18 protein-coding genes are annotated in these 18,389 nt (G+C 72.2%); 15 read left to right on the top strand and 3 right to left on the bottom strand.

The genetic code is table 11. The annotated features are described in order from the left end of the window. Window positions 1-459: 459 nt before the first annotated feature. Window positions 460-2,613 carry a glycogen debranching protein GlgX gene (gene glgX, locus P4R38_RS14510; RefSeq protein ID WP_277192778.1) on the bottom strand — a complete coding sequence of 718 codons (2,154 nt, stop codon included), beginning with the start codon at window positions 2,611-2,613 and terminating at the stop codon, window positions 460-462. Window positions 2,614-2,679: 66 nt separating this feature from the next. Here glgX and P4R38_RS14505 point away from each other — a divergent pair, with 66 nt between their 5' ends. Both P4R38_RS14505 and P4R38_RS14500 read left to right on the top strand, forming a co-directional pair. Continuing rightward, complete coding sequence (locus P4R38_RS14505; protein ID WP_275238907.1) at window positions 2,680-3,207, top strand: hypothetical protein; 528 nt, start codon at window positions 2,680-2,682, stop codon at window positions 3,205-3,207. Then, window positions 3,204-3,992 (top strand): enoyl-CoA hydratase/isomerase family protein, encoded by a 789-nt coding sequence (locus P4R38_RS14500; protein WP_275238906.1) that lies wholly within the window; start codon window positions 3,204-3,206, stop codon window positions 3,990-3,992. The genes P4R38_RS14505 and P4R38_RS14500 overlap by 4 nt, the downstream gene beginning before the upstream one ends. A gap of 41 nt (window positions 3,993-4,033) precedes the next feature. Here the strand turns inward: P4R38_RS14500 and P4R38_RS14495 are convergent, their stop codons facing one another. Further along, complete coding sequence (locus P4R38_RS14495; RefSeq protein WP_275238905.1) at window positions 4,034-4,705, bottom strand: response regulator transcription factor; 672 nt, start codon at window positions 4,703-4,705, stop codon at window positions 4,034-4,036. Window positions 4,706-4,843: 138 nt separating this feature from the next. Here P4R38_RS14495 and P4R38_RS14490 point away from each other — a divergent pair, with 138 nt between their 5' ends. The 5 genes from P4R38_RS14490 (at window position 4,844) to P4R38_RS14470 (ending at window position 8,856) form a co-directional block, all read left to right on the top strand. Continuing rightward, on the top strand, window positions 4,844-5,527 hold the full coding sequence (locus tag P4R38_RS14490) for a transglycosylase family protein (protein ID WP_277192777.1): 684 nt from the start codon (window positions 4,844-4,846) through the stop codon (window positions 5,525-5,527). Window positions 5,528-5,749: 222 nt separating this feature from the next. After that, window positions 5,750-6,292 (top strand): hypothetical protein, encoded by a 543-nt coding sequence (locus P4R38_RS14485; RefSeq protein ID WP_275238903.1) that lies wholly within the window; start codon window positions 5,750-5,752, stop codon window positions 6,290-6,292. A 105-nt stretch (window positions 6,293-6,397) separates the two neighbouring features. Next, a complete protein-coding gene (locus P4R38_RS14480; protein ID WP_275238902.1) occupies window positions 6,398-7,177 on the top strand; it encodes an electron transfer flavoprotein subunit beta/FixA family protein in 780 nt (259 codons plus the stop codon). A 13-nt stretch (window positions 7,178-7,190) separates the two neighbouring features. After that, window positions 7,191-8,147: an electron transfer flavoprotein subunit alpha/FixB family protein gene (locus P4R38_RS14475; protein WP_275238901.1), complete on the top strand. Its 957-nt coding sequence runs from the start codon at window positions 7,191-7,193 to the stop codon at window positions 8,145-8,147. Between the two features lie 70 nt (window positions 8,148-8,217). Further along, window positions 8,218-8,856, top strand: a complete 639-nt coding sequence (locus P4R38_RS14470; protein ID WP_277192776.1) for a hypothetical protein — start codon at window positions 8,218-8,220, stop codon at window positions 8,854-8,856. Between the two features lie 9 nt (window positions 8,857-8,865). Here the strand turns inward: P4R38_RS14470 and P4R38_RS14465 are convergent, their stop codons facing one another. Further along, window positions 8,866-9,903, bottom strand: coding sequence for a hypothetical protein (locus P4R38_RS14465; RefSeq protein ID WP_277192775.1), 1,038 nt, complete (start codon window positions 9,901-9,903; stop codon window positions 8,866-8,868). Between the two features lie 223 nt (window positions 9,904-10,126). Between P4R38_RS14465 and P4R38_RS14460 the strand changes: the two genes are divergently transcribed. From P4R38_RS14460 to P4R38_RS14425, 8 genes are all read left to right on the top strand, one after another. Continuing rightward, complete coding sequence (locus P4R38_RS14460) at window positions 10,127-11,326, top strand: cysteine desulfurase family protein (protein ID WP_277192774.1); 1,200 nt, start codon at window positions 10,127-10,129, stop codon at window positions 11,324-11,326. Then, window positions 11,323-12,414: a tRNA 2-thiouridine(34) synthase MnmA gene (mnmA, locus tag P4R38_RS14455; RefSeq protein ID WP_277192773.1), complete on the top strand. Its 1,092-nt coding sequence runs from the start codon at window positions 11,323-11,325 to the stop codon at window positions 12,412-12,414. Before P4R38_RS14460 ends, mnmA begins: the two co-directional genes overlap by 4 nt. A gap of 126 nt (window positions 12,415-12,540) precedes the next feature. After that, the gene (locus P4R38_RS14450; RefSeq protein ID WP_277192772.1) at window positions 12,541-13,473 is read left to right on the top strand and encodes a septum formation family protein; all 933 of its coding nucleotides are present in this window, start codon (window positions 12,541-12,543) and stop codon (window positions 13,471-13,473) included. Then, complete coding sequence (locus P4R38_RS14445) at window positions 13,473-14,405, top strand: septum formation family protein (RefSeq protein WP_277192786.1); 933 nt, start codon at window positions 13,473-13,475, stop codon at window positions 14,403-14,405. Before P4R38_RS14450 ends, P4R38_RS14445 begins: the two co-directional genes overlap by 1 nt. Continuing rightward, window positions 14,402-15,388, top strand: coding sequence for a uroporphyrinogen decarboxylase/cobalamine-independent methonine synthase family protein (locus P4R38_RS14440; protein WP_277192771.1), 987 nt, complete (start codon window positions 14,402-14,404; stop codon window positions 15,386-15,388). The genes P4R38_RS14445 and P4R38_RS14440 overlap by 4 nt, the downstream gene beginning before the upstream one ends. Before the next feature lie 43 nt (window positions 15,389-15,431). Next, a complete protein-coding gene (gene ligA / locus P4R38_RS14435) occupies window positions 15,432-17,657 on the top strand; it encodes an NAD-dependent DNA ligase LigA (protein WP_277192770.1) in 2,226 nt (741 codons plus the stop codon). Continuing rightward, window positions 17,654-18,148, top strand: a complete 495-nt coding sequence (locus P4R38_RS14430) for a DinB family protein (RefSeq protein WP_277192769.1) — start codon at window positions 17,654-17,656, stop codon at window positions 18,146-18,148. Before ligA ends, P4R38_RS14430 begins: the two co-directional genes overlap by 4 nt. After that, complete coding sequence (locus P4R38_RS14425) at window positions 18,145-18,387, top strand: glutaredoxin domain-containing protein (RefSeq protein WP_275238892.1); 243 nt, start codon at window positions 18,145-18,147, stop codon at window positions 18,385-18,387. Before P4R38_RS14430 ends, P4R38_RS14425 begins: the two co-directional genes overlap by 4 nt. Window positions 18,388-18,389: the final 2 nt, after the last annotated feature.

Below are 18,389 nucleotides of genomic sequence, written 5' to 3'. Positions count from 1 at the left end.
CGCCGGTTGAGCCGGGCGAGCCGCGCCCCTTCGCCGGTTGAGCCGGACGAGCCGCTAGGCGAGCCCGAGTCGAAACCTGGTGACGTACAGGGAGACCGACCGTGCGCGGTCACCGGGTTTCGACTCGGCTCCGCTGCGCTCCGCCGGCTCAACCAGCGGGGTGGGTGGGGCAGTGCACAGCAATGTCCGAAGGGGTCGTCTCAACCGCCGGTTGAGCCGCGTCCCTTCGCCGGTTGAGCCGGACGAGCCGCTAGGCGAGTCCGAGTCGAAACCTGGTGACGCGCAGGGAGACCGACCGTGCATGGTCACCGGGTTTCGACTCGGCTCCGCTGGGCTCCGCCGGCTCAACCAGCGGTGGGTGGCGCTCCGCCGGCTCAACCAGCGGTGGGTGGCGCTTCGCTGGCTCAACCAGCGGTGGGTGGCGCTCCGCCGGCTCAAGCAGCGGGAGCCAGGTACTGGCTACGGGCGGCCCTCGAAGATGGCGAACGAGGCGGCCCGTGCGTCATATGTCCCGCCGGTAGGAACGGTCTCCTGCGGCACCTGCTCCGGTCGCTCGAACCTGCTGTCCCACAACAGGTTCCAACCGGCGACGTCCGCCTGCCGTGGCAACGTGAGCCGGGCGTCCTCCGATGCACCGTGCAGCACCATCAGGAGGCGTGAGTCACCAACGTCAGCACCGTCGAAGACCACGGCCAGAGTTCGGGTCGAGCCGTCCTCCCACTGCTCTGGCGTGAGGACGCCGCCGTCGGGGCCGTGCCAGTGCAGCGCGGCCAGCTCGTCACCGTCGATCGGGTCGCCTGGGAAGAACTGCCGCTGCCGCAGCACCACGTGCTCACCCCGCAGCCGGCTGAGGAAGGCCGTGGTCTCCAGCAGGTCGCCCTGCCAGTCCTCGAGGTTCCAGTCGTACCAGGCGATCTCGTTGTCCTGGCAGTAGGCGTTGTTGTTGCCGTCCTGGCTCAGCCCGATCTCGTCGCCGCCGCGCAGCATGGGTACGCCGGAGGAGACCAGGAGGGTCGCGAGCAGGTTGCGCATCGAGCGCCGGCGGACGGCGGCGACCTCGGCCGGGACGTCGTCGTACCCCTCGACGCCGTGGTTCCACGACCGGTTGTTGTCGCTGCCGTCGCGGTTGCCCTCGCCGTTGGCCTCGTTGTGCTTGCGGTCGTACGCCGTGAGGTCGGCGAGGCTGAACCCGTCGTGAGCGGTGACGACATTGATCGACGCGAGGGGACTGCGGTGGCCGCGGCCGAACAGGTCGCCGGACCCCGCGAGGCGGGTCGCGAGGTCGTGAACCCCGGAGCCCGCGCGGCCGGCCTCGTCGAGGGCCAGATCGGGCAGCCAGAACGTCCGCGCGGTGTCGCGGAAGCGGTCGTTCCACTCCGAGAACGGCGGCGGGAGCTGACCGGTCCGCCAGCCGTCGTGACCGACGTCCCACGGCTCGGCGATGAGCTTGACGCCGGCCAGCACCGGGTCGGTGCGCAGGGCCATCAGGAACGGGTGGTCCGGGTGGAACTCGCCGTCCTTACCCCGGCCCAGGGCGACCGCGAGGTCGAACCGGAACCCGTCGACGTGCATCTCCTGCACCCAGTAGCGCAGGGAGTCCAGCACGAGCCGCATCGGCACCGGGTGCGTCAGGTCGACCGTGTTGCCGCAGCCGGTGACGTCCTGGTCGCGGCCGTCGTCGTCGAGGCGGTAGTAGACGCGGTTGTCCAGCCCGCGCAAGGACAGCGTCGGTCCGCTGTAGGAGCCGTCCTCGCAGGTGTGGTTGTAGACGACGTCGAGCAGCACCTCGATGCCGGCCGCGTGCAGCAGCTTGACCATGCCCTTGAACTCGTCCAGGACGCCCTGCGGGTCGTTCGCGCTGGCGTACGCGGCGTGCGGGGCGAAGTAGCCGAGCGTGTTGTAGCCCCAGTAGTTGGTCAGGCCGGACTCCGCCAGGTGCAGCTCGGAGACGAAGGAGTGCACGGGCAGCAGCTCGACCGAGGTGACGCCGATGCGCCGCAGGTGCTCGATGGTCACCGGGTGGGCGACGCCGGCGTACGTCCCCCGCAGGTGCTCGGGTACGCCGTCCAGCCGCCGGGTGAGGCCGACGACGTGCGTCTCGTAGACGACGGTGTCCTGCCACGGCACGTGAGGAGGCCGGTCGCCGGCCCAGTCGAACCCGTCGGTGAGCACGACGCTGCGAGGGACCGAGGCGGCGCTGTCCCGGTCGTCCCTCGTCGTGCCGTCACCGAGCAGGGACTCGTCCACCACGTGTCCGAAGATCTCGGGGGTCCAGGTCAGGTCACCCTCGATCGCACGGGCGTACGGGTCGACCAGCAGCTTGGCCGGGTTGTGCCGCAGGCCCTCACGCGGTGACCACGGGCCGTCCGCGCGGTAGCCGTACCGCTGCCCCGCGCGTACGCCCTCGACGTGGGTGGACCAGGTCCCGTCGGAGTGCCGTGCCATGGGGACCGAGCGCTCGGTGCCGGCCTCGTCGAAGAGACACAGGTGGACGGCGTCGGCGTGGCCGGCGTAGACCGCGAACTCGACCCCCGTGGCCGTCACCGTCGCACCCGGAGGAGGCGCGATGTTGGGGGAGCGGACCGGGTCGAGGACGGGGTTCGGGCCTGACATGGCTGCCAGGGTATTGATCGCGGGAGCGGCATCGTCGGGGACCGGCCCGACGGGTACGTTGGGCGCATGACTGATCCCACGTCCCTGCCCAACTTCCCGCCGCCGGCCGACGAGTCGCCGCTGCGCGGGCGCGTCCTCGATGTCCTGCAGGACGAGGGCTTCCGCCCCGACCTGGACGCCGACGGCGACGTCAGCTTCAAGGTCCAGGGCCAGCAGCTGTTCGTCCGCTGCATGGAGGGCGAGGTCCCGATCATGCGCGTCTTCGGTCAGTGGCAGATCTCCGAGGACCTCCCGCAGGACCTGGAGAAGCAGCTCCTCGCGGCGAACGACGTCACGCTGAGCCTCAACATCATCAAGACCGGCATCGCCAACGGCACCCTCGTCGCCACCGGTGAGCACCTGGTCGGGCCCGACGCCGACCTGAAGATGCTCGTCCAGACCACCATCCAGATGGTGCTGCAGTCGGTGCAGATGTGGCACCAGGCCGTGACCAGCGAGGGCCCGCACGCCGCCAACGGTGGCGTCCCGCAGGTCCAGCTGCCCGAGCCGCCCGCCGAGGGCGAGGACCAGGGCCAGGGCGGCACCCAGGCATGAGCCAGTATGGCGAGTACGTCTCGACCTCGGTCGAGGCGGGCATCGGCACGATCCGGGTCGACCGGCCCAAGATGAACCCCCTGGACGTGTCGATCCAGGACGCGCTCGGCGACGCCGCGCGTGAGCTGGGCCGCGACGACGCGGTGGCCGCTGTCGTCGTCTGGGGCGGCGAGCGCGTCTTCGCCGCCGGGGCGGACATCAAGGAGATGCTCGACATGTCCTATGCGGACATGGCCAAGCGCGGCGCGGTGCTGCAGGCGCAGTTCACCGAGGTCGCCCGCATCCCCAAGCCGACGGTCGCGGCCATCGAGGGGTACGCCCTCGGCGCCGGCTGCGAGCTGGCGATGACCTGCGACTTCCGCGTCGCGGCCAGCAACGCCAAGCTGGGGCAGCCCGAGATCCTGCTCGGCGTCATCCCCGGCGCCGGCGGCACGCAGCGCCTCACCCGGCTGGTGGGCCCGGCCAAGGCCAAGGACCTGGTCTTCTCCGGCCGGATGGTCGAGGCGGAGGAAGCCCTGCGGATCGGGCTCGTCGACGAGCTGTGCGAGCCTGGTCAGGCGTACGCCGCCGCCCTGGCGCGGGTCAAGCCGTACGTCGGTGGGCCGGCGATCGCGCTGCGCGCGGCCAAAGAGGCCATCGACCGCGGACTCGAGGTCGACCTGGAGACGGGTCTGGCCATCGAGTCGCAGCTGTTCGCCGGCATGTTCGCCACGCAGGACCGCGCGGCCGGGATGCGCTCGTTCGCCGAGAACGGTCCGGGCAAGGCGACCTTCCAGGGACGCTGACGTGAGGGTCGGGTGAGCCGAGCCGGTTCACCCGACCCCGCTCACGCGACCCAGCGGTAGCCCCGGCCGCGCACCGTCTGCAGGTGCTCGGCGCCGTACGGAGTGCCCAGCTTGCGCCGCACCCGCGCGATCATCTGGTCCACGACGTTGGAGTCCGCCTCCTGGGCTGCCGGGTCCCATGCGACCTCGAGCAGCTCGGCCCGGGTGACCACCCGTCCCGGATGGCGCAGCAGCTCGGCCAGGACCGCCAGCTGACCGGGGGAGAGCTCGACAGGGACGCCGTCGCGAGTCACCTCACCGGACGCGAGGTCGCACCGGACGGGCCCCGACACCAGGGGCGGTGGCACCGGGTCGCCGCGTCGACGCCCCAGGGCCCGCACCCGCGCGCTGATCTCCGTCAGGCGCACCGGCCGGGCGACGACGTCGTCCGCACCGGCCTCCAGCGCCGAGACCACCCCCGCGGCCGAGGCGTGGTGGGCGACGACCAGCACCGGCGTCCAGGCGCCCGCGTCCCGCAGCCGGGTCGCGACCTCGCGGTCCCGTCCGCCGGCGTCGTCCACGCACACCACCGCCACGCCGGGCCCGGTCTCTCGGCACAGCCAGACCGCCTGCGTCACGGACTGGGTGGTCTCCACCGCGAACGTGTGGGCCCGCAGCGCGCCGGTGAGGTTCGGATGGGTGTGGCGGCCGAGATCGACAATGAGCACCTTCATACCGCTCCAGGGGACGGCACCAGTCTGTGCCGGCGCTGTCGTGCAGCCGTGAGCCGGATGTTCGTACGGACATGGTCGACACATCCGAGCGTCATGCGGGCCTGTCCACCATGGCCGCTCCCCATCACAGGAGGCCAGATGAACAAGCACGTACGACGCACGATCGCGACGATCGGCACTGCGACGGTCCTCGTCGGTGGCGGAGCCGCCGTGGCGAGCTCCGCCCACGCCGACACGGGCGTGCCGGTGCTGGAGGCGATCAAGCAGTGCGAGAGCGGTGGCGACTACACCGCGCAGAACCCGTCGTCCTCGGCGTCCGGCGCCTACCAGTTCCTCACCTCGACCTGGCAGTCGCTGAACGCGTCGCAGGGCTACGCCACGGCCGCCTCGGCACCCGCGTCGGTCCAGGACGCGGCGGCACTGGAGCTGTACCAGGCTCAGGGCACCTCGCCCTGGGCGGCGTCCAGCTCGTGCTGGTCGAAGGCGTCCGGCTCGTCCACGGCGACGAACGCCTCGACCGGTTCGACGGGCTCGTCGTCCACGACGACGAACGCCTCGACCGCGACGAACGCCTCGAGTGGCTCGTCGTCCACGGCGACGGGCACGTCCGCGAGCGACTCCTCGAGCTCCTCGCGCACGTCGACGTCGACGAAGGCCGACGAGCGCGGATCGGGTCATGCGGCGAGCAGGGCGTCACGCTCCGACGCGACCGACCCCGCCCGCCACGCCGCAGCCGCGCACCGGGCACCGGTGAAGCAGGACGCCCGAGCGGGCGCCCAGCACGCTCACGGCGGCGAGGTCCAGCAGGACTGCGCGCGCTGAGTGACGCGCACGCACGGCGGCCCGGTCCCTTGCGGACCGGGCCGTCGGCGTACGCCGGGACGTACGAGCGCTGCCGTACGCCGGCACGTCGCCCCGTATGCGGCGCGTCGCGCTCCCTGGACCGCCCCGCGCGCGGGGGTAGAGTCCGAGCGAGTGCGACGGGTCGCCGCCGACCCGTCGTGAAGCCTGGTCGAGCGCGACCACTGCCCGGGAGGTAAGCCCGTGACCATCAAGGCCTGGCGTGTGGAGAAGGAGTGGCAGGAGCCGTTCGTCGAGGCGCTGCAGGCCAGAGGGGCCTCCGCCCAGGTGGTCGGTGACGCGCTCGGGAAGGTCGACGACGCGCTCACCCGCAGCGGCAGCACGGCTACTGCGCAGTTCGGTGACCCGAGGTCCTACGCTGCGACCGTGGACATCTCCGGAAGTGTTGACCAGCGAGTCTCCCGGATCCGGGCGATCCTGCTCGCGGTCGCGGGCCTGATCGGCCTGTTCCTGGCCCTGTGGGGCTTCACCGGCATGGTGCGAGAGGGCGTCGACACCATCGCCGGCATGCCTCCGGTGCTGCCTTTCGTGGTCGGCCTGGTGATCGTCGTGGCCGCGGCCGTCGCCGACACCGTCCTCGGGCGGCACGCCGACATCTTCGCGACCCCGGCCGGGCAGACCGAGGCGCCGGGCATGCTGGCCCTGGTGCTCAACCGGCTCGCCCCCTGGATCATCGTGGCGCTGACCCTCATCGGCATGCTGCTGATCTGGATCAAGGAGAGCTGAACCACCCCGGGCAGATCCTGCCCTCGCGCACGACCCGCTGTTACTGGCGGGTAGCATCGTGTGCGGAAGTCCATTCCACGCACCCAGAAGAAGAGGACGAACGACATGAACATCGTCGTCTGCGTGAAGTACGTGCCGGACGCCCAGGGCGACCGCACCTTCAACGAGGACAACACCACGGACCGCGCCAACGTCGACGGTCTGCTCTCCGAGCTCGACGAGTACGCCGTCGAGGCGGCGCTGAAGATCGTCGAGGCCGGCGAGGGTGAGGTCACCGTCGTGACGGTCGGCCCCGAGCAGGCCGCGGACGCGCTGAAGAAGGCGCTGCAGATGGGCGCCGACAAGGCCGTCCACGTGAGCGACGAGGCGATCCACGGCTCGGACGCCGTCGCCACCTCCTTGGTGCTCGCCGAGGCCGTCAAGAAGATCGGCTCCCCGGACCTGGTACTCACCGGTCTGTCCTCCACGGACGGCACGATGAGCGTCGTCCCGGCCATGCTCGCCGAGCGCCTCGGGCTGCCGCAGGTCACCCAGGTCTCGACGCTGGAGGTCGCCGACGGCACGGTCAAGGGCCGTCGCGACGGCGACGCGGTGTCGGAGTCCCTGGAGGCCTCGCTGCCGGCGCTGGTCTCGGTCACCGACCAGATCAACGAGCCGCGCTACCCCTCGTTCAAGGGAATCATGGCCGCCAAGAAGAAGCCGGTCGAGACGTGGTCGCTCGCCGACCTCGGTGTCGACGCCGGCCAGGTCGGCCTGGACGCCGCCTGGACCAAGGTCGAGTCCTTCGCCCAGCGCCCGCCGCGCGAGCAGGGCGAGATCGTCACCGACGAGGGCGACGGCGGCACCAAGCTCGCTGAGTTCCTGGCCGCCCAGAAGTTCGTCTGAGGAGTTATCACCCATGGCTGAAGTACTCGTCCTGGTCGACCACGCCGATGGTCAGGTCAAGAAGACGACCGCCGAGCTGCTGACGATCGCGCGCAGCCTCGGCACCCCGTCCGCGGTCTTCATCGGCGGCAACGTCGAGGCCGCTCGTCCGCGGCTGGCGCAGTTCGGCGCCGAGAAGGTCTACGTCATCGACAACGACGACGTGGAGAACTACCTCGTCGCCCCGCTGGCCGAGGCGCTGCACGCCGTCGTCCAGCAGGCGTCCCCGGCGGCCGTGCTGCTGCCGTCGACGACCCACAACAAGGAGGCCGCCGCGCGCCTGGCGATCAAGACCGAGTCCGGTCTGATCACCGACGCCGTCGCGGTCGAGGCCGGCGACGCGGGTGTGTCCACCACGCAGTCGGTGTTCGCCGGGTCCTACACGGTCAAGGCGACCGTCACCAAGGGCACGCCGATCATCACCGTGAAGCCGAACGTCGTCCCGCCCTCGGCCTCCCAGGCCGGCGCGACCGTCGTCCCGGTCGACGTCCAGGTCTCCGACGCCGCCAAGGGCGCGAAGATCGCCGGCCGCGAGGAGAAGCAGAAGTCGGGTCGCCCCGAGCTGACCGAGGCCGCCATCGTGGTCTCCGGCGGTCGTGGCACCGGCGGTGACTTCTCGCCGGTGGAGACCTTCGCCGACACCCTCGGTGCAGCCGTCGGCGCCTCCCGCGCCGCGGTGGACGCCGGCTGGTACCCGCACAGCAACCAGGTCGGCCAGACCGGCAAGCAGGTCAGCCCGCAGCTGTACGTCGCGGCGGGCATCTCCGGCGCGATCCAGCACCGGGCCGGCATGCAGACGTCCAAGACGATCATCGCGATCAACAAGGACGAGGAGGCGCCGATCTTCGAGCTGGTCGACTTCGGCGTCGTCGGTGACCTGTTCACCGTCCTGCCGCAGGCCACCGAGGCGGTGCAGAAGGCGCGCAGCTGACGCGCTCGCCCGCACCACCTACGACGCCCGCCCCGGGTCCGACCGGGGCGGGCGTCGTACGTTGTGCGGCGTGCCTGCTTCCGCGAACGACCTGACAGACGCCGAGTTCCACCGCCTCTACGGGGCCTGGGCCGGACGCGGGCCGGCTGACGTGGCAACGCTGTTCGCGGACTACGGCCGACCGTGGTGGATCGCCGGCGGGTGGGCGATCGAGGCATTCACCGGCGTACGCCGTGCCCACGAGGACTGCGACCCCTCGATCCTGCGCACCGATCTGCCTCGCCTCCGCCGCCTGGTGCGCGGGCGGTACGACGTGTGGACAGCCACCCGAGGCGCGCTGCGCCCGGTCCTCGATCTCACGCCGGCGGGGGAGGACCTCCCGGAAGCGTGCGGGCAGGTGTGGTTGCGTCCCTCCTGGGACCAGCCCTGGGAGTACGACGTGCTGCTGGCTCCGGGGGACGCTCGCACCTGGGTGTACCGCAGGGATCCATCGATGACGATGCCGATGAGAGAGGCGTTGTGGCGCAAGGACGGCATTCCGTACCTTCAGCCACAGATCCAGCTGCTCTACAAGGCACCCGGGCTGCGGTCCAAGGACCAGGCGGACTTCGATGCCACCCTGCCGCTGCTGGACGCCCGGCAACGGGCCTGGCTGGCGGAGGCGTTGCGCCGGACGCGGCCCGGCCATCCCTGGCTGGACCGGCTCTGACCGATCGGGCTACGACCAGGCCGCGTCGGCGGTGCCGGCGTTGGTGTCGTGGCGGTACGTCGCCTTCCAGCCCTTGAGGTGTGAGCCCTTGGGCACCCAGAAGATCATCGTGTACGTCTTGGGCTTGCCGACCTGGACCAGGTCGCTGGTGAGGTTCTCGCCCTCGGTGCCGAGCTGGCTGTAACCACAGACCGTCCCGGCGCCGTCGATCAGCTGGAACATGTTGCGGTCGACGAACGCGACCGAGCCGATCGCCTCCACCCTCACGGTCAGGGCGACGCCGTCGACGTTGTTCGGGTGGCGCTCGCTGGGCTGCAGCGGCCGTGCCGCCGGAACGCCGACGGTGACCCGGTGACCGACGGTGTCGGCGTCGCCGAACGTTGCCGTCCTACCGAAGCCGATCGACGGGCCGCCCTTCTCCAGGGCGAGCGTGCTCTTGGTGGTGCTGCAGCTGCGCGCGGCCGACTCGGCGCCCGCCGCGCCCGTGGCGGACCACGCGGCCTCGGCGGTGCTCCCGCCCTTGCCGTTGTAGAGCACCTTGTAGCGCGACAGCGGCGCTCCCTGGGGGACCAGGAACGCGACGGAGCCCTTGCCCGGGCGCTTCTCGTCGACCTCGGTCATGCCCAGCGGCGACGTCAGCGGGTTGGACTTGGGGCGTGCGCACTGCTTCCCGGCCGGGTCGACCAGCACGAAGGAGTCCGGGCCCACGGCGAAGACGCCATTGGTCACGACCTCGGCCTTGATCGGCAGCTCGGCGATGGCCCAGCCCTTGATGCCCGCGGACTTGGTGGACAGCACGGGCGTGCTGACCCGCGCCCCCACGGCCTGGCCGGCCTCGACCCGAGCCTCCTCGTCGAACCCGGTCGCACGACCCGCGTACGCCGGTGCGGCGGGACCGTCGCAGCCGGAGGGTCGGGCGGTGTCGGAGGCGTCAGAAGGCGCAGCGGCACCGCCCGACTTCTCGTCGAACGCGGAGCAGCCGCTGAGGACGATCAGGCCGGTCAGGGCGGCGGCGCAGGCGGTCGTGCGGGCAGGGCGTCGTAGCATCGAAAGACCTTGGGTGGGGGGATGGTGCGACGCACAGTCTCGCAAACGGTCCGCGTGTCTCGGGCGCGGGACCGGCGTTCCGGCGTGGACGTCCCAGATCCCGGGTCCGGCGAGCCGCCGCCGCAGCCGAACGAGGTGGTGGTCGGAAGGTGAGGTATGGCTCACGTTCTGACCACCGGAACGGGCCGGGGGAGCCGCCCGGACGGCCGCGTAACATCGATGGGTGCCCGTCTACCTCGACCACGCAGCGACCACGGCCGTCCTCCCGGCGGTCGTCGAACGCGTCGCCGAGCAGATGGGCGGCCTCGGCAACGCCAGCTCGCTGCACACCGCCGGCCGCGCGTCGCGCCGGGTGGTCGAGGAGAGCCGCGAGACCATCGCCGCCGCGCTCGGCGCCCGTCCGTCCGAGGTGGTGTTCACCTCCGGGGGCACGGAGGCGGACAACCTCGCCGTCGTGGGCACCTACCGCCGCCGCCGCGCGGACGACCCGAGCCGCAACCGGCTGCTGGTCAGTGCCGTGGAGCACCACGCCGTCCTGGACTGCGTCGAGCACCTCGTCGCGCACGAGGGCGCCCGGGTCACCTGGCTGGAGGTCGACGGCGAGGGTCGCGTCGACCCGGGTACCGTGCGCGCGGCCATCGAGCAGCAGCCGGACGACGTCGCGCTGGTCAGCGTCATGTGGGCCAACAACGAGGTCGGCACCGTCCAGCCCGTACGCGAGATCGCCGCGATCGCCCACGAGCACGACATCCCGTTCCACACCGACGCGGTGCAGGCGGTCGGTCAGATCCCGGTCGACTTCGGCGAGAGCGGCGCGGACCTGCTCGCCCTGACCGGCCACAAGATCGGTGGACCGCTCGGCGTGGGCGTCCTGGTCGCCCGGCGCGACGCCGCCCTGGAGCCGCTCACCTACGGCGGGGGCCAGGAGCGGCAGATCCGCAGCGGCACCCTGGACACGCCGGCCATCGCCGGCCTCGCGGTCGCCGTCGACCACGCGGTCGGCCACCTGCACGAGCACGCGGCACACCTGGCCAGCCTGCGCGACAAGCTTGTGCACGGCGCGACCGCCGCTGGGTACGGCATCACGGTGAGCGGACCGTACGAGGTGGGCGACGTGACGCGTCGTCTGCCGGGCAACGCCCACCTGCGGGTGCCGGACTGCGAGGGCGACTCCCTGCTCTACCTGCTGGACGCGGCCGGGGTGGAGTGCTCGACCGGTTCGGCGTGCCAGGCCGGCGTACCCCAGCCCAGCCACGTGCTGCTGGCGATGGGGGTGCCCGAGGCGCAGGCGCGCGGCGCGCTGCGGCTCACCCTCGGCCACACCTCCACCGACGCCGACGTCGAGGCGTTCCTCGCGGCGCTGCCGGCCGCGGTCGAGCGTGCCCAGCGAGCGCATCGTGCCTCGCGGGGGAGCGGGCGATGAGGGTCGTCGCCGCGATGAGCGGCGGCGTCGACTCCGCCGTCGCCGCCGCGCGGATGCTCGACGCCGGTCACGAGGTCGTCGGTGTGCACCTCGCGCTCAGCCAGTCCGCCGCCACGCTGCGGGAGTCCGCCCGCGGCTGCTGCACCATCGAGGACGCCGGCGACGCCCGCCGCGTCGCCGACCGGCTGGGCATCCCGTTCTACGTCTGGGACATGGCCGAGCGCTTCCGCGAGGACGTGGTGGAGGACTTCGTCGCCGAGTACGAGGCCGGGCGCACCCCGAACCCGTGCCTGCGGTGCAACGAGCGGATCAAGTTCGCCGCGCTGCTGGACAAGGCGCTCGCCCTCGGGTTCGACGCGGTGGCCACCGGTCACTACGCCCAGATCGTCCAGGGGCCGGACGGCCGCGAGCTGCACCGGGCGGTCGACCCGGCCAAGGACCAGTCGTACGTCCTCGGCGTCCTCACCGCCGACCAGCTGGCCCGGTCCTTCTTCCCGCTCGGCGACACCGCCAAGCCGCAGATCCGCGAGGAGGCCGCCGCCCGCGGCTTCGCGGTCGCCAAGAAGCCGGACAGCCACGACATCTGCTTCATCGCCGACGGTGACACCAAGGGCTGGCTGACCGGTCGCCTCGGGGCCCAGCCGGGCCCGATCGTCGACACCGACGGTGAGCAGGTCGGCGAGCACGAGGGCGCGTTCGCGTACACCGTCGGTCAGCGGCGCGGGCTCGGCCTGAAGGTCCCGCGGGCCGACCACGCCAAGCGGTACGTCGTCGACGTCCAGCCCCGCACCAACACCGTCGTCGTCGGGACCGAGGAGCTGCTCGGCGTCGATGTCGTCCGCGGCGACCACCTGCGCTGGTGCGGCAACCCGCCCACCGGTGAGGCCTCGTACGGCGCCCAGCTGCGTGCCCACGGCGAGGAGGTCCCGTGCCGCGCGAGCACCGACGGCACGACCGTCACGGTCCGTCTCGACCACCGCGTCCGCGGCGTCGCGCCGGGTCAGTCGGTGGTGCTGTACGACGGCACCCGCGTGGTCGGTTCGGCGACCATCACCTCGACCGGACGCAGCACCTCGCGCCCGCTCTGACCGGTCGGACGCACGGTTCCGGGGAGCCGAACGCCGACCACGCGCGTCGAACCCTGCGGGCCGGGCGACCGCCCGGCCGTGCCGTCGCTAGGCTGCGGCGGACGACCGTGACGAAGGGGATGCACGATGGTGCGACGGACTGCAGTGATGGCCGTACTGGCCGCGGGTGTGATGACCATGACGGCAGCGTGCGGGGGAGGGGACGACGTCTCGGTGGCTCCGGCGAGCACGGCTACCAGCAGCGCCGCGCCGACCGGGTCCGCGGCCCCCTCCAGCAACTCGACCTCCGAGTCGTCCTCGCCCAGCACCACCAGTGCCGCACCCTCCACCAGCAGCTCTGCGGCCGCGAAGTCCTTCACCGTGGGTCAGTGCCTCGGCGACAAGCCGTCCTACACCGCCATCGACTGCTCGGCACCCCACGACTTCGAGATCACCGCGGTCGTTCCCAGCACCGCCCACCAGGGCGACCTGGTCAAGCGGTCGGCGTACGGCACCGCCACCTGCAACGAGCAGACCTCCACCTACCTCGGCACCCAGGCCTGGCCGGTCACGCGGGTGCAGAGCGCTCCGCTGCCGAGCGTCGCCGACCCGCAGAACGCTTCCCGGTTCGTCTGCCTGACCTACCGCGTCGACACCTCCCTCGACAAGCGGGAGAAGGTGAGCGGCTCGATGAAGGGCAAGCTCGCCGGCGACGGGATCCGGCCGTACGTGATCTGCCTCAAGGGACGCGCCAGCCAGTCGAACGACGTCGAGTTCGTGCCCTGCAGCCAGCCGCACGTCTCAGAGGCCGTCGGCGGGAAGCTGAACGGCAAGGCCGACTCCCCGTTCCCGGGCGCGAGCAAGATCTCCAGCGACGCGCTGAAGTTCTGCACGCCGGTCGGCCAGAAGTTCCTCGGCACCAAGGTCCGCAAGGACATCGTCGTGTCGCAGAACTCCGGCGGTCCTGGGCCCTGGTCGCGTGGCCAGATGGTCACCGGCTGCTTCGTCGAGGTGACCAGCGGAACGGTCTCCAAGACGCTCGCGGGGATCGGCGCGAAGCCCCTGACGTCCTACCGGTGATGCGCACCGCGGCTCCCGTGTGCGTCGCCGCGGGTGCGCTGGCGCTCTCGATCGGCCTGAGCGGGTGCGACAACGCCTCGGTGACCGCGCCCACGACGGCGCCGTCGGTGGCCCCGTCGGGGTCGTCGACACCGGCGGCCACGACCCCGACGGCGGGCGCGTCCGCGGGGTCCGGTACGGCGGTCCGTCCGACGATGCCGACCGCGACGGGTGCCGACCCGGCACTCGCGGCCGGTCAGTGCACCCGCCAGGAGCCCCAGTGGACCCGCCTGGCCTGCACCGCGGAGCACACCTACGAGGTGACGGCGGTCGTCCCGAGCACCGCCCACCAGGACGACATGCTCAAGCGTCACGAGGCCGCGGTCGCGACGTGTGAGCGCAAGGGCGCCGAGTACCTCGGGTCCACGGCGCTGAACACCACGAGGTTCCGATCGGTCACCTACCCGATCGCCAAGGACCCGAAGGCTGCCACCCGATTCATCTGCCTGATCGGCATGTTCGACGAGGGTTTCGGCGGTGTGACGCAGGTGACCGGCTCGTCCAGGGGCCGGCTCGCGGGCACCGGCGCGTACGACCTGCGCGCCTGCATCGCGGAGAAGATCGCCGCCCGCCCGGACGTCTCGCCGGCGTCCTGCTCGGCCCCCCACACGACGGAGGCGGTCGGCGGCGGGTTCATCGGGCAGCCCGCCGACCCCTATCCGGGCGAGGCCGAGGCGGACAAGCGGACGTCGGCGCTGTGCGCGCCGCTCTACCGGGCGTTCGTCGGCGCCGCGACCAAGCCCCGTGCGGACATCGGGATGGTGACCGTCCCGCCGGCGCGGCAGGGCTGGTCGGCGGGGAGCCGTCGGGCGACCTGCTGGGTCGAGCTGAGGGCGGGCCGGACCACCGCCACGCTGAGGGGCATCGGCGACAAGCCGGTGCCGACGGCATGATCCGCGCGTCCGGCGTCGGCTCCTGGCCGCAGGAGCCGGTCCGCGAGGTCGTACGGCGGCTGCGTGACGTGCTCGCCGACGGTCACGTGCCGTACGCCCCGGAGATCCCCTCCCGTGGTCCGGGCGCGGACCTGGTCGGGCGGACCGCGGCGCAGCTGGCCGAGATGCCCGTCGACCTGCAGCCGCCCGGCTGGCGCCTGACCGACGCTCCGGGGCGAGACGTCTCGCGAGCGGGCGCGTACCTGCGGGAGGACCTGGACGAGCTCGCCGAGGCGTACGACGGCTACACCGGACCGATGAAGGTGCAGCTGTGCGGTCCGTGGACCCTCGCGGCGTCGTTGTGGCTGCCGCGCGGCGACCGGGTGCTGGTCGACGCCGGGGCCTCCCGCGACGTCGTCCAGTCGCTCGCCGAGGGTGCCCGGGAGGTGCTGACGCGGGTGCGCCGGCTGGTGCCGGGCGCGGAGCCGGTGCTCCAGCTGGACGAGCCCTCGCTGCCGGCGGTGCTCACCGGACGGCTGCGGTCGGCGTCCGGCTTCGGGCGGCTGCGCGCCGTCGACCCCGGCGTCGTCGAGTCCGGTCTGCGGACCGTGGCCGAGGCGGTGGACGGTCTCGCCGGGTCGGTGTCGGTGCACTGCTGCGCCCCGGACGTGCCGTTCGCGCTGCTGCGCCGGGTGGGCGCGGTCGGGGTCTCCGTCGACACCTCGCTGCTGACCGAGCGCACGTGGGAGTCGGTGGCGGCCTCGGTCGAGGGAGGCACCACGCTGTGGGCGGGCATCGTCCCGACCGACACGACCGCGACCCACCCGCGGCAGGTCGTCGAGCCGTTCCTGGACGCCTGGAGCCGGGTCGGGCTGGAGACCGCTCGGCTGTCGCAGGTCGTCGTCACTCCCGCCTGCGGGTTGGGGACGCGCACCCCCGCGGAGGCGGCGTCGGTGCAGCGGCTCGCCGTCGACGCGGCCGGCCTGATCGCCGAACGGCTCTGAGGTCCGCGCCGGCGGGAGCACACTGTCCGCGCCGTACGGCAGGATGGCGAGGGTGAGCACGACGGAGCAGTCAGCAGCCTCCAGCGCGGACGCGGACCTACCGGTCCCGGACGACGCGCGGCACGAGTGGGAGGACGTCGCCGAGCAGGTCCGCGCCCACCAGTTCGCCTACTACATCAAGGACGCGCCGACCGTCAGCGACGGCGAGTACGACCGGCTGCTGCGCCGGCTGGAGGAGCTGGAGGACGGGCACCCGTCGCTGCGGACGCCCGACAGCCCGACCCAGCAGGTCGGGGGCACCTACTCCACCGAGTTCGCTCCCGTCGACCACGTGGAGCGGATGCTCAGCCTCGACAACGCGTTCAGCGCCGAGGAGATCGCGGCCTGGGCGGCCCGGGTCGAGCGGGACGCGGGTGGCGCGACCGTGCACTACCTGTGCGAGCTCAAGATCGACGGCCTCGCCGTCAACCTCCTGTACGAGAATGGCCGGCTGGTGCGCGCCGCCACCCGTGGCGACGGCCGGACGGGCGAGGACGTCACGCTCAACGTGCGCACCATCGACGGAGTCCCGCACCAGCTCACCGGCGAGAACGTCCCGCGGCAGGTGGAGGTGCGCGGCGAGGTCTTCTTCCCGGTCGAGGACTTCGAGGCGCTCAACGCCTCCCTCGTCGAGCAGGGCAAGCCGCCGTTCGCCAACCCGCGCAACACCGCCGCCGGCTCGTTGCGGCAGAAGGATCCTCGCGTCACCGCGAGCCGCAACCTGCGGATGCTGGTGCACGGCATCGGTGCTCGCAAGGGCTTCGACATCACCCGTCAGTCGCAGGCCTACGACCTGCTGGCGGGCTGGGGGCTGCCGGTCTCCTCCCACACCAAGGTCTTCGGGGACGTCGCGGCGGTCCAGCGCTACATCGAGAAGTACGGCAAGGCGCGCCACTCGGTCGAGCACGAGCTGGACGGCGTCGTGGTCAAGGTCGACGAGGTGAGCGTGCAGCGCCAGCTCGGCTCGACCTCGCGGGCGCCGCGCTGGGCGATCGCGTTCAAGTACCCGCCGGAGGAGGTCAACACCCCGCTGCTGGACATCCGGGTGGACGTCGGACGAACCGGCCGGGTCACGCCGTACGGCGTGATGGAGCCGATCAAGGTGGCGGGCTCCACCGTCGAGCGCGCCACGCTGCACAACGCGTTCGAGGTCCGCCGCAAGGGCGTCCTCATCGGCGACACCGTCGTCCTGCGCAAGGCCGGCGACGTCATCCCCGAGATCGTCGGGCCGGTCGTCGACCTGCGGGACGGCTCCGAGCGGGAGTTCGAGATGCCGACGGAGTGCCCGTCGTGCGGCACTGCGCTGGCGTACGAGCGCGAGGGCGACAAGGACATCCGCTGCCCGAACTCCCGGACCTGCCCGGCCCAGCTGCGGGAGCGGCTGTTCAGCCTCGCCGGTCGCGGGGCGTTCGACATCGAGGCGCTCGGCTGGGAGGGCGCCACCGCACTGCTCGACTCCGGGGTGATCATCGACGAGTCGACGCTCTTCGACCTCACGACCGCCGACCTGGTCAAGGTGCCTCTCTACACCCGGGCGGCGAAGAAGACGGACCCGCAGGACGCGGTCGTCGACGGGAAGACGTTGTCCGCCAACGGGATTCGTCTCATCGCCAACCTGGAGCAGGCCAAGCAGCAACCGCTGTGGCGGGTGCTGGTCGCCCTGTCCATCCGCCACGTCGGCCCGACCGCCGCTCGCGCGCTCGCGTCCGAGCTCGGCTCGATCGAGGCGCTGCGCGAGGCCGATGCCGAGCGCATCTCGGCGACCGCGGGCGTCGGGCCCGTCATCGGTGAGGCCGTCGTCGCCTGGTTCGGCGTCGACTGGCACGAGCAGATCGTGCAGCGCTGGGCCGCGTCGGGCGTGCGGATGGCCGACGAGCGCGACGGCTCGATCGAGCGCACCCTGGAAGGGCTCGCGATCGTGGCGACCGGCTCGTTGGAGGACTTCACCCGCGACGAGATCAAGGAGGCGATCATCGCTCGCGGTGGGAAGGCCTCCGGCTCGGTCAGCAAGAAGACCGACTTCGTCGTCGTCGGCGCCAACGCCGGCAGCAAGGCGACCAAGGCCGAGGAGCTCGGGCTGCGGATCCTGGACGAGGAGGGCTTCCGCACCCTGCTCGCGCAGGGGCCGTCGGCGTTCCAGCAGGAGACCGAGGCCGACGGCGAGACCGAGGGCGACGGCGAGACCGAGGACGCGACGACGGCCGCCGAGGACGAGGACGGCGGGGCATGACGTCGGGTCGGGCCGTGCTGGTCGAGGACGTGCTGATCCACGTCGACCGCGCGCTGCGCGGGATGTGCGCCACGCTCACCGACCTGGGCGACGAGCTCGCCAACGTGCGGCCGGCGCTGCCGGGGGCGAACTCCGCCTACGCGATCCTCACCCACTGCCTGGGTGTCATGGAGTTCTGGGGCGGACAGGTGCTGGCGGGCCGCGAGATCGTCCGCGACCGGGCGGCCGAGCTGGTCGCCTCGGGTCCGGTCGCGGAGCTGGTGGCCCGGGTGCCGGCCGGTCGGGACCGGCTGCTCGCCGACCTGGTGGCGTACGACGGCGCGGCGCCCCCGACCGGACCCCTGGAGGACCGGGACCGCGACGACCTGCCGGAGTTCACGCGTACCCAAGGAGGAGTGCTGATGCACATCTACGAGGAGCTCGCCCAGCACCGCGGCCACGTCGACCTCACGGCCGACCTGGTCCGACACGCGTCCGGGGTCAGGCTGTGAGCGCCCACGACGTCACCATCTACTGGCGGCCCGGCTGCGGGTTCTGCGCGTCGCTGCGGGCCGCTCTCGGGCCCGACGCCGGCCGCGCCCAGTGGCGCAACATCTGGGAGGACCCGGAGGCCGCCGCCACGGTCCGCGACCTCAACGACGGCAACGAGCTGGTGCCGACCGTCGTGATCGACGGCGTCGGCTACTCCAACCCCGACCCCGCGCTGGTGCACGAGGCGTTGCTGGAGTAGCC

Source organism: Luteipulveratus flavus, from assembly GCF_029439465.1.
GTDB lineage: Bacteria > Actinomycetota > Actinomycetes > Actinomycetales > Dermatophilaceae > Luteipulveratus > Luteipulveratus flavus.
This window is presented reverse-complemented; position numbering and strand designations above follow the sequence as displayed.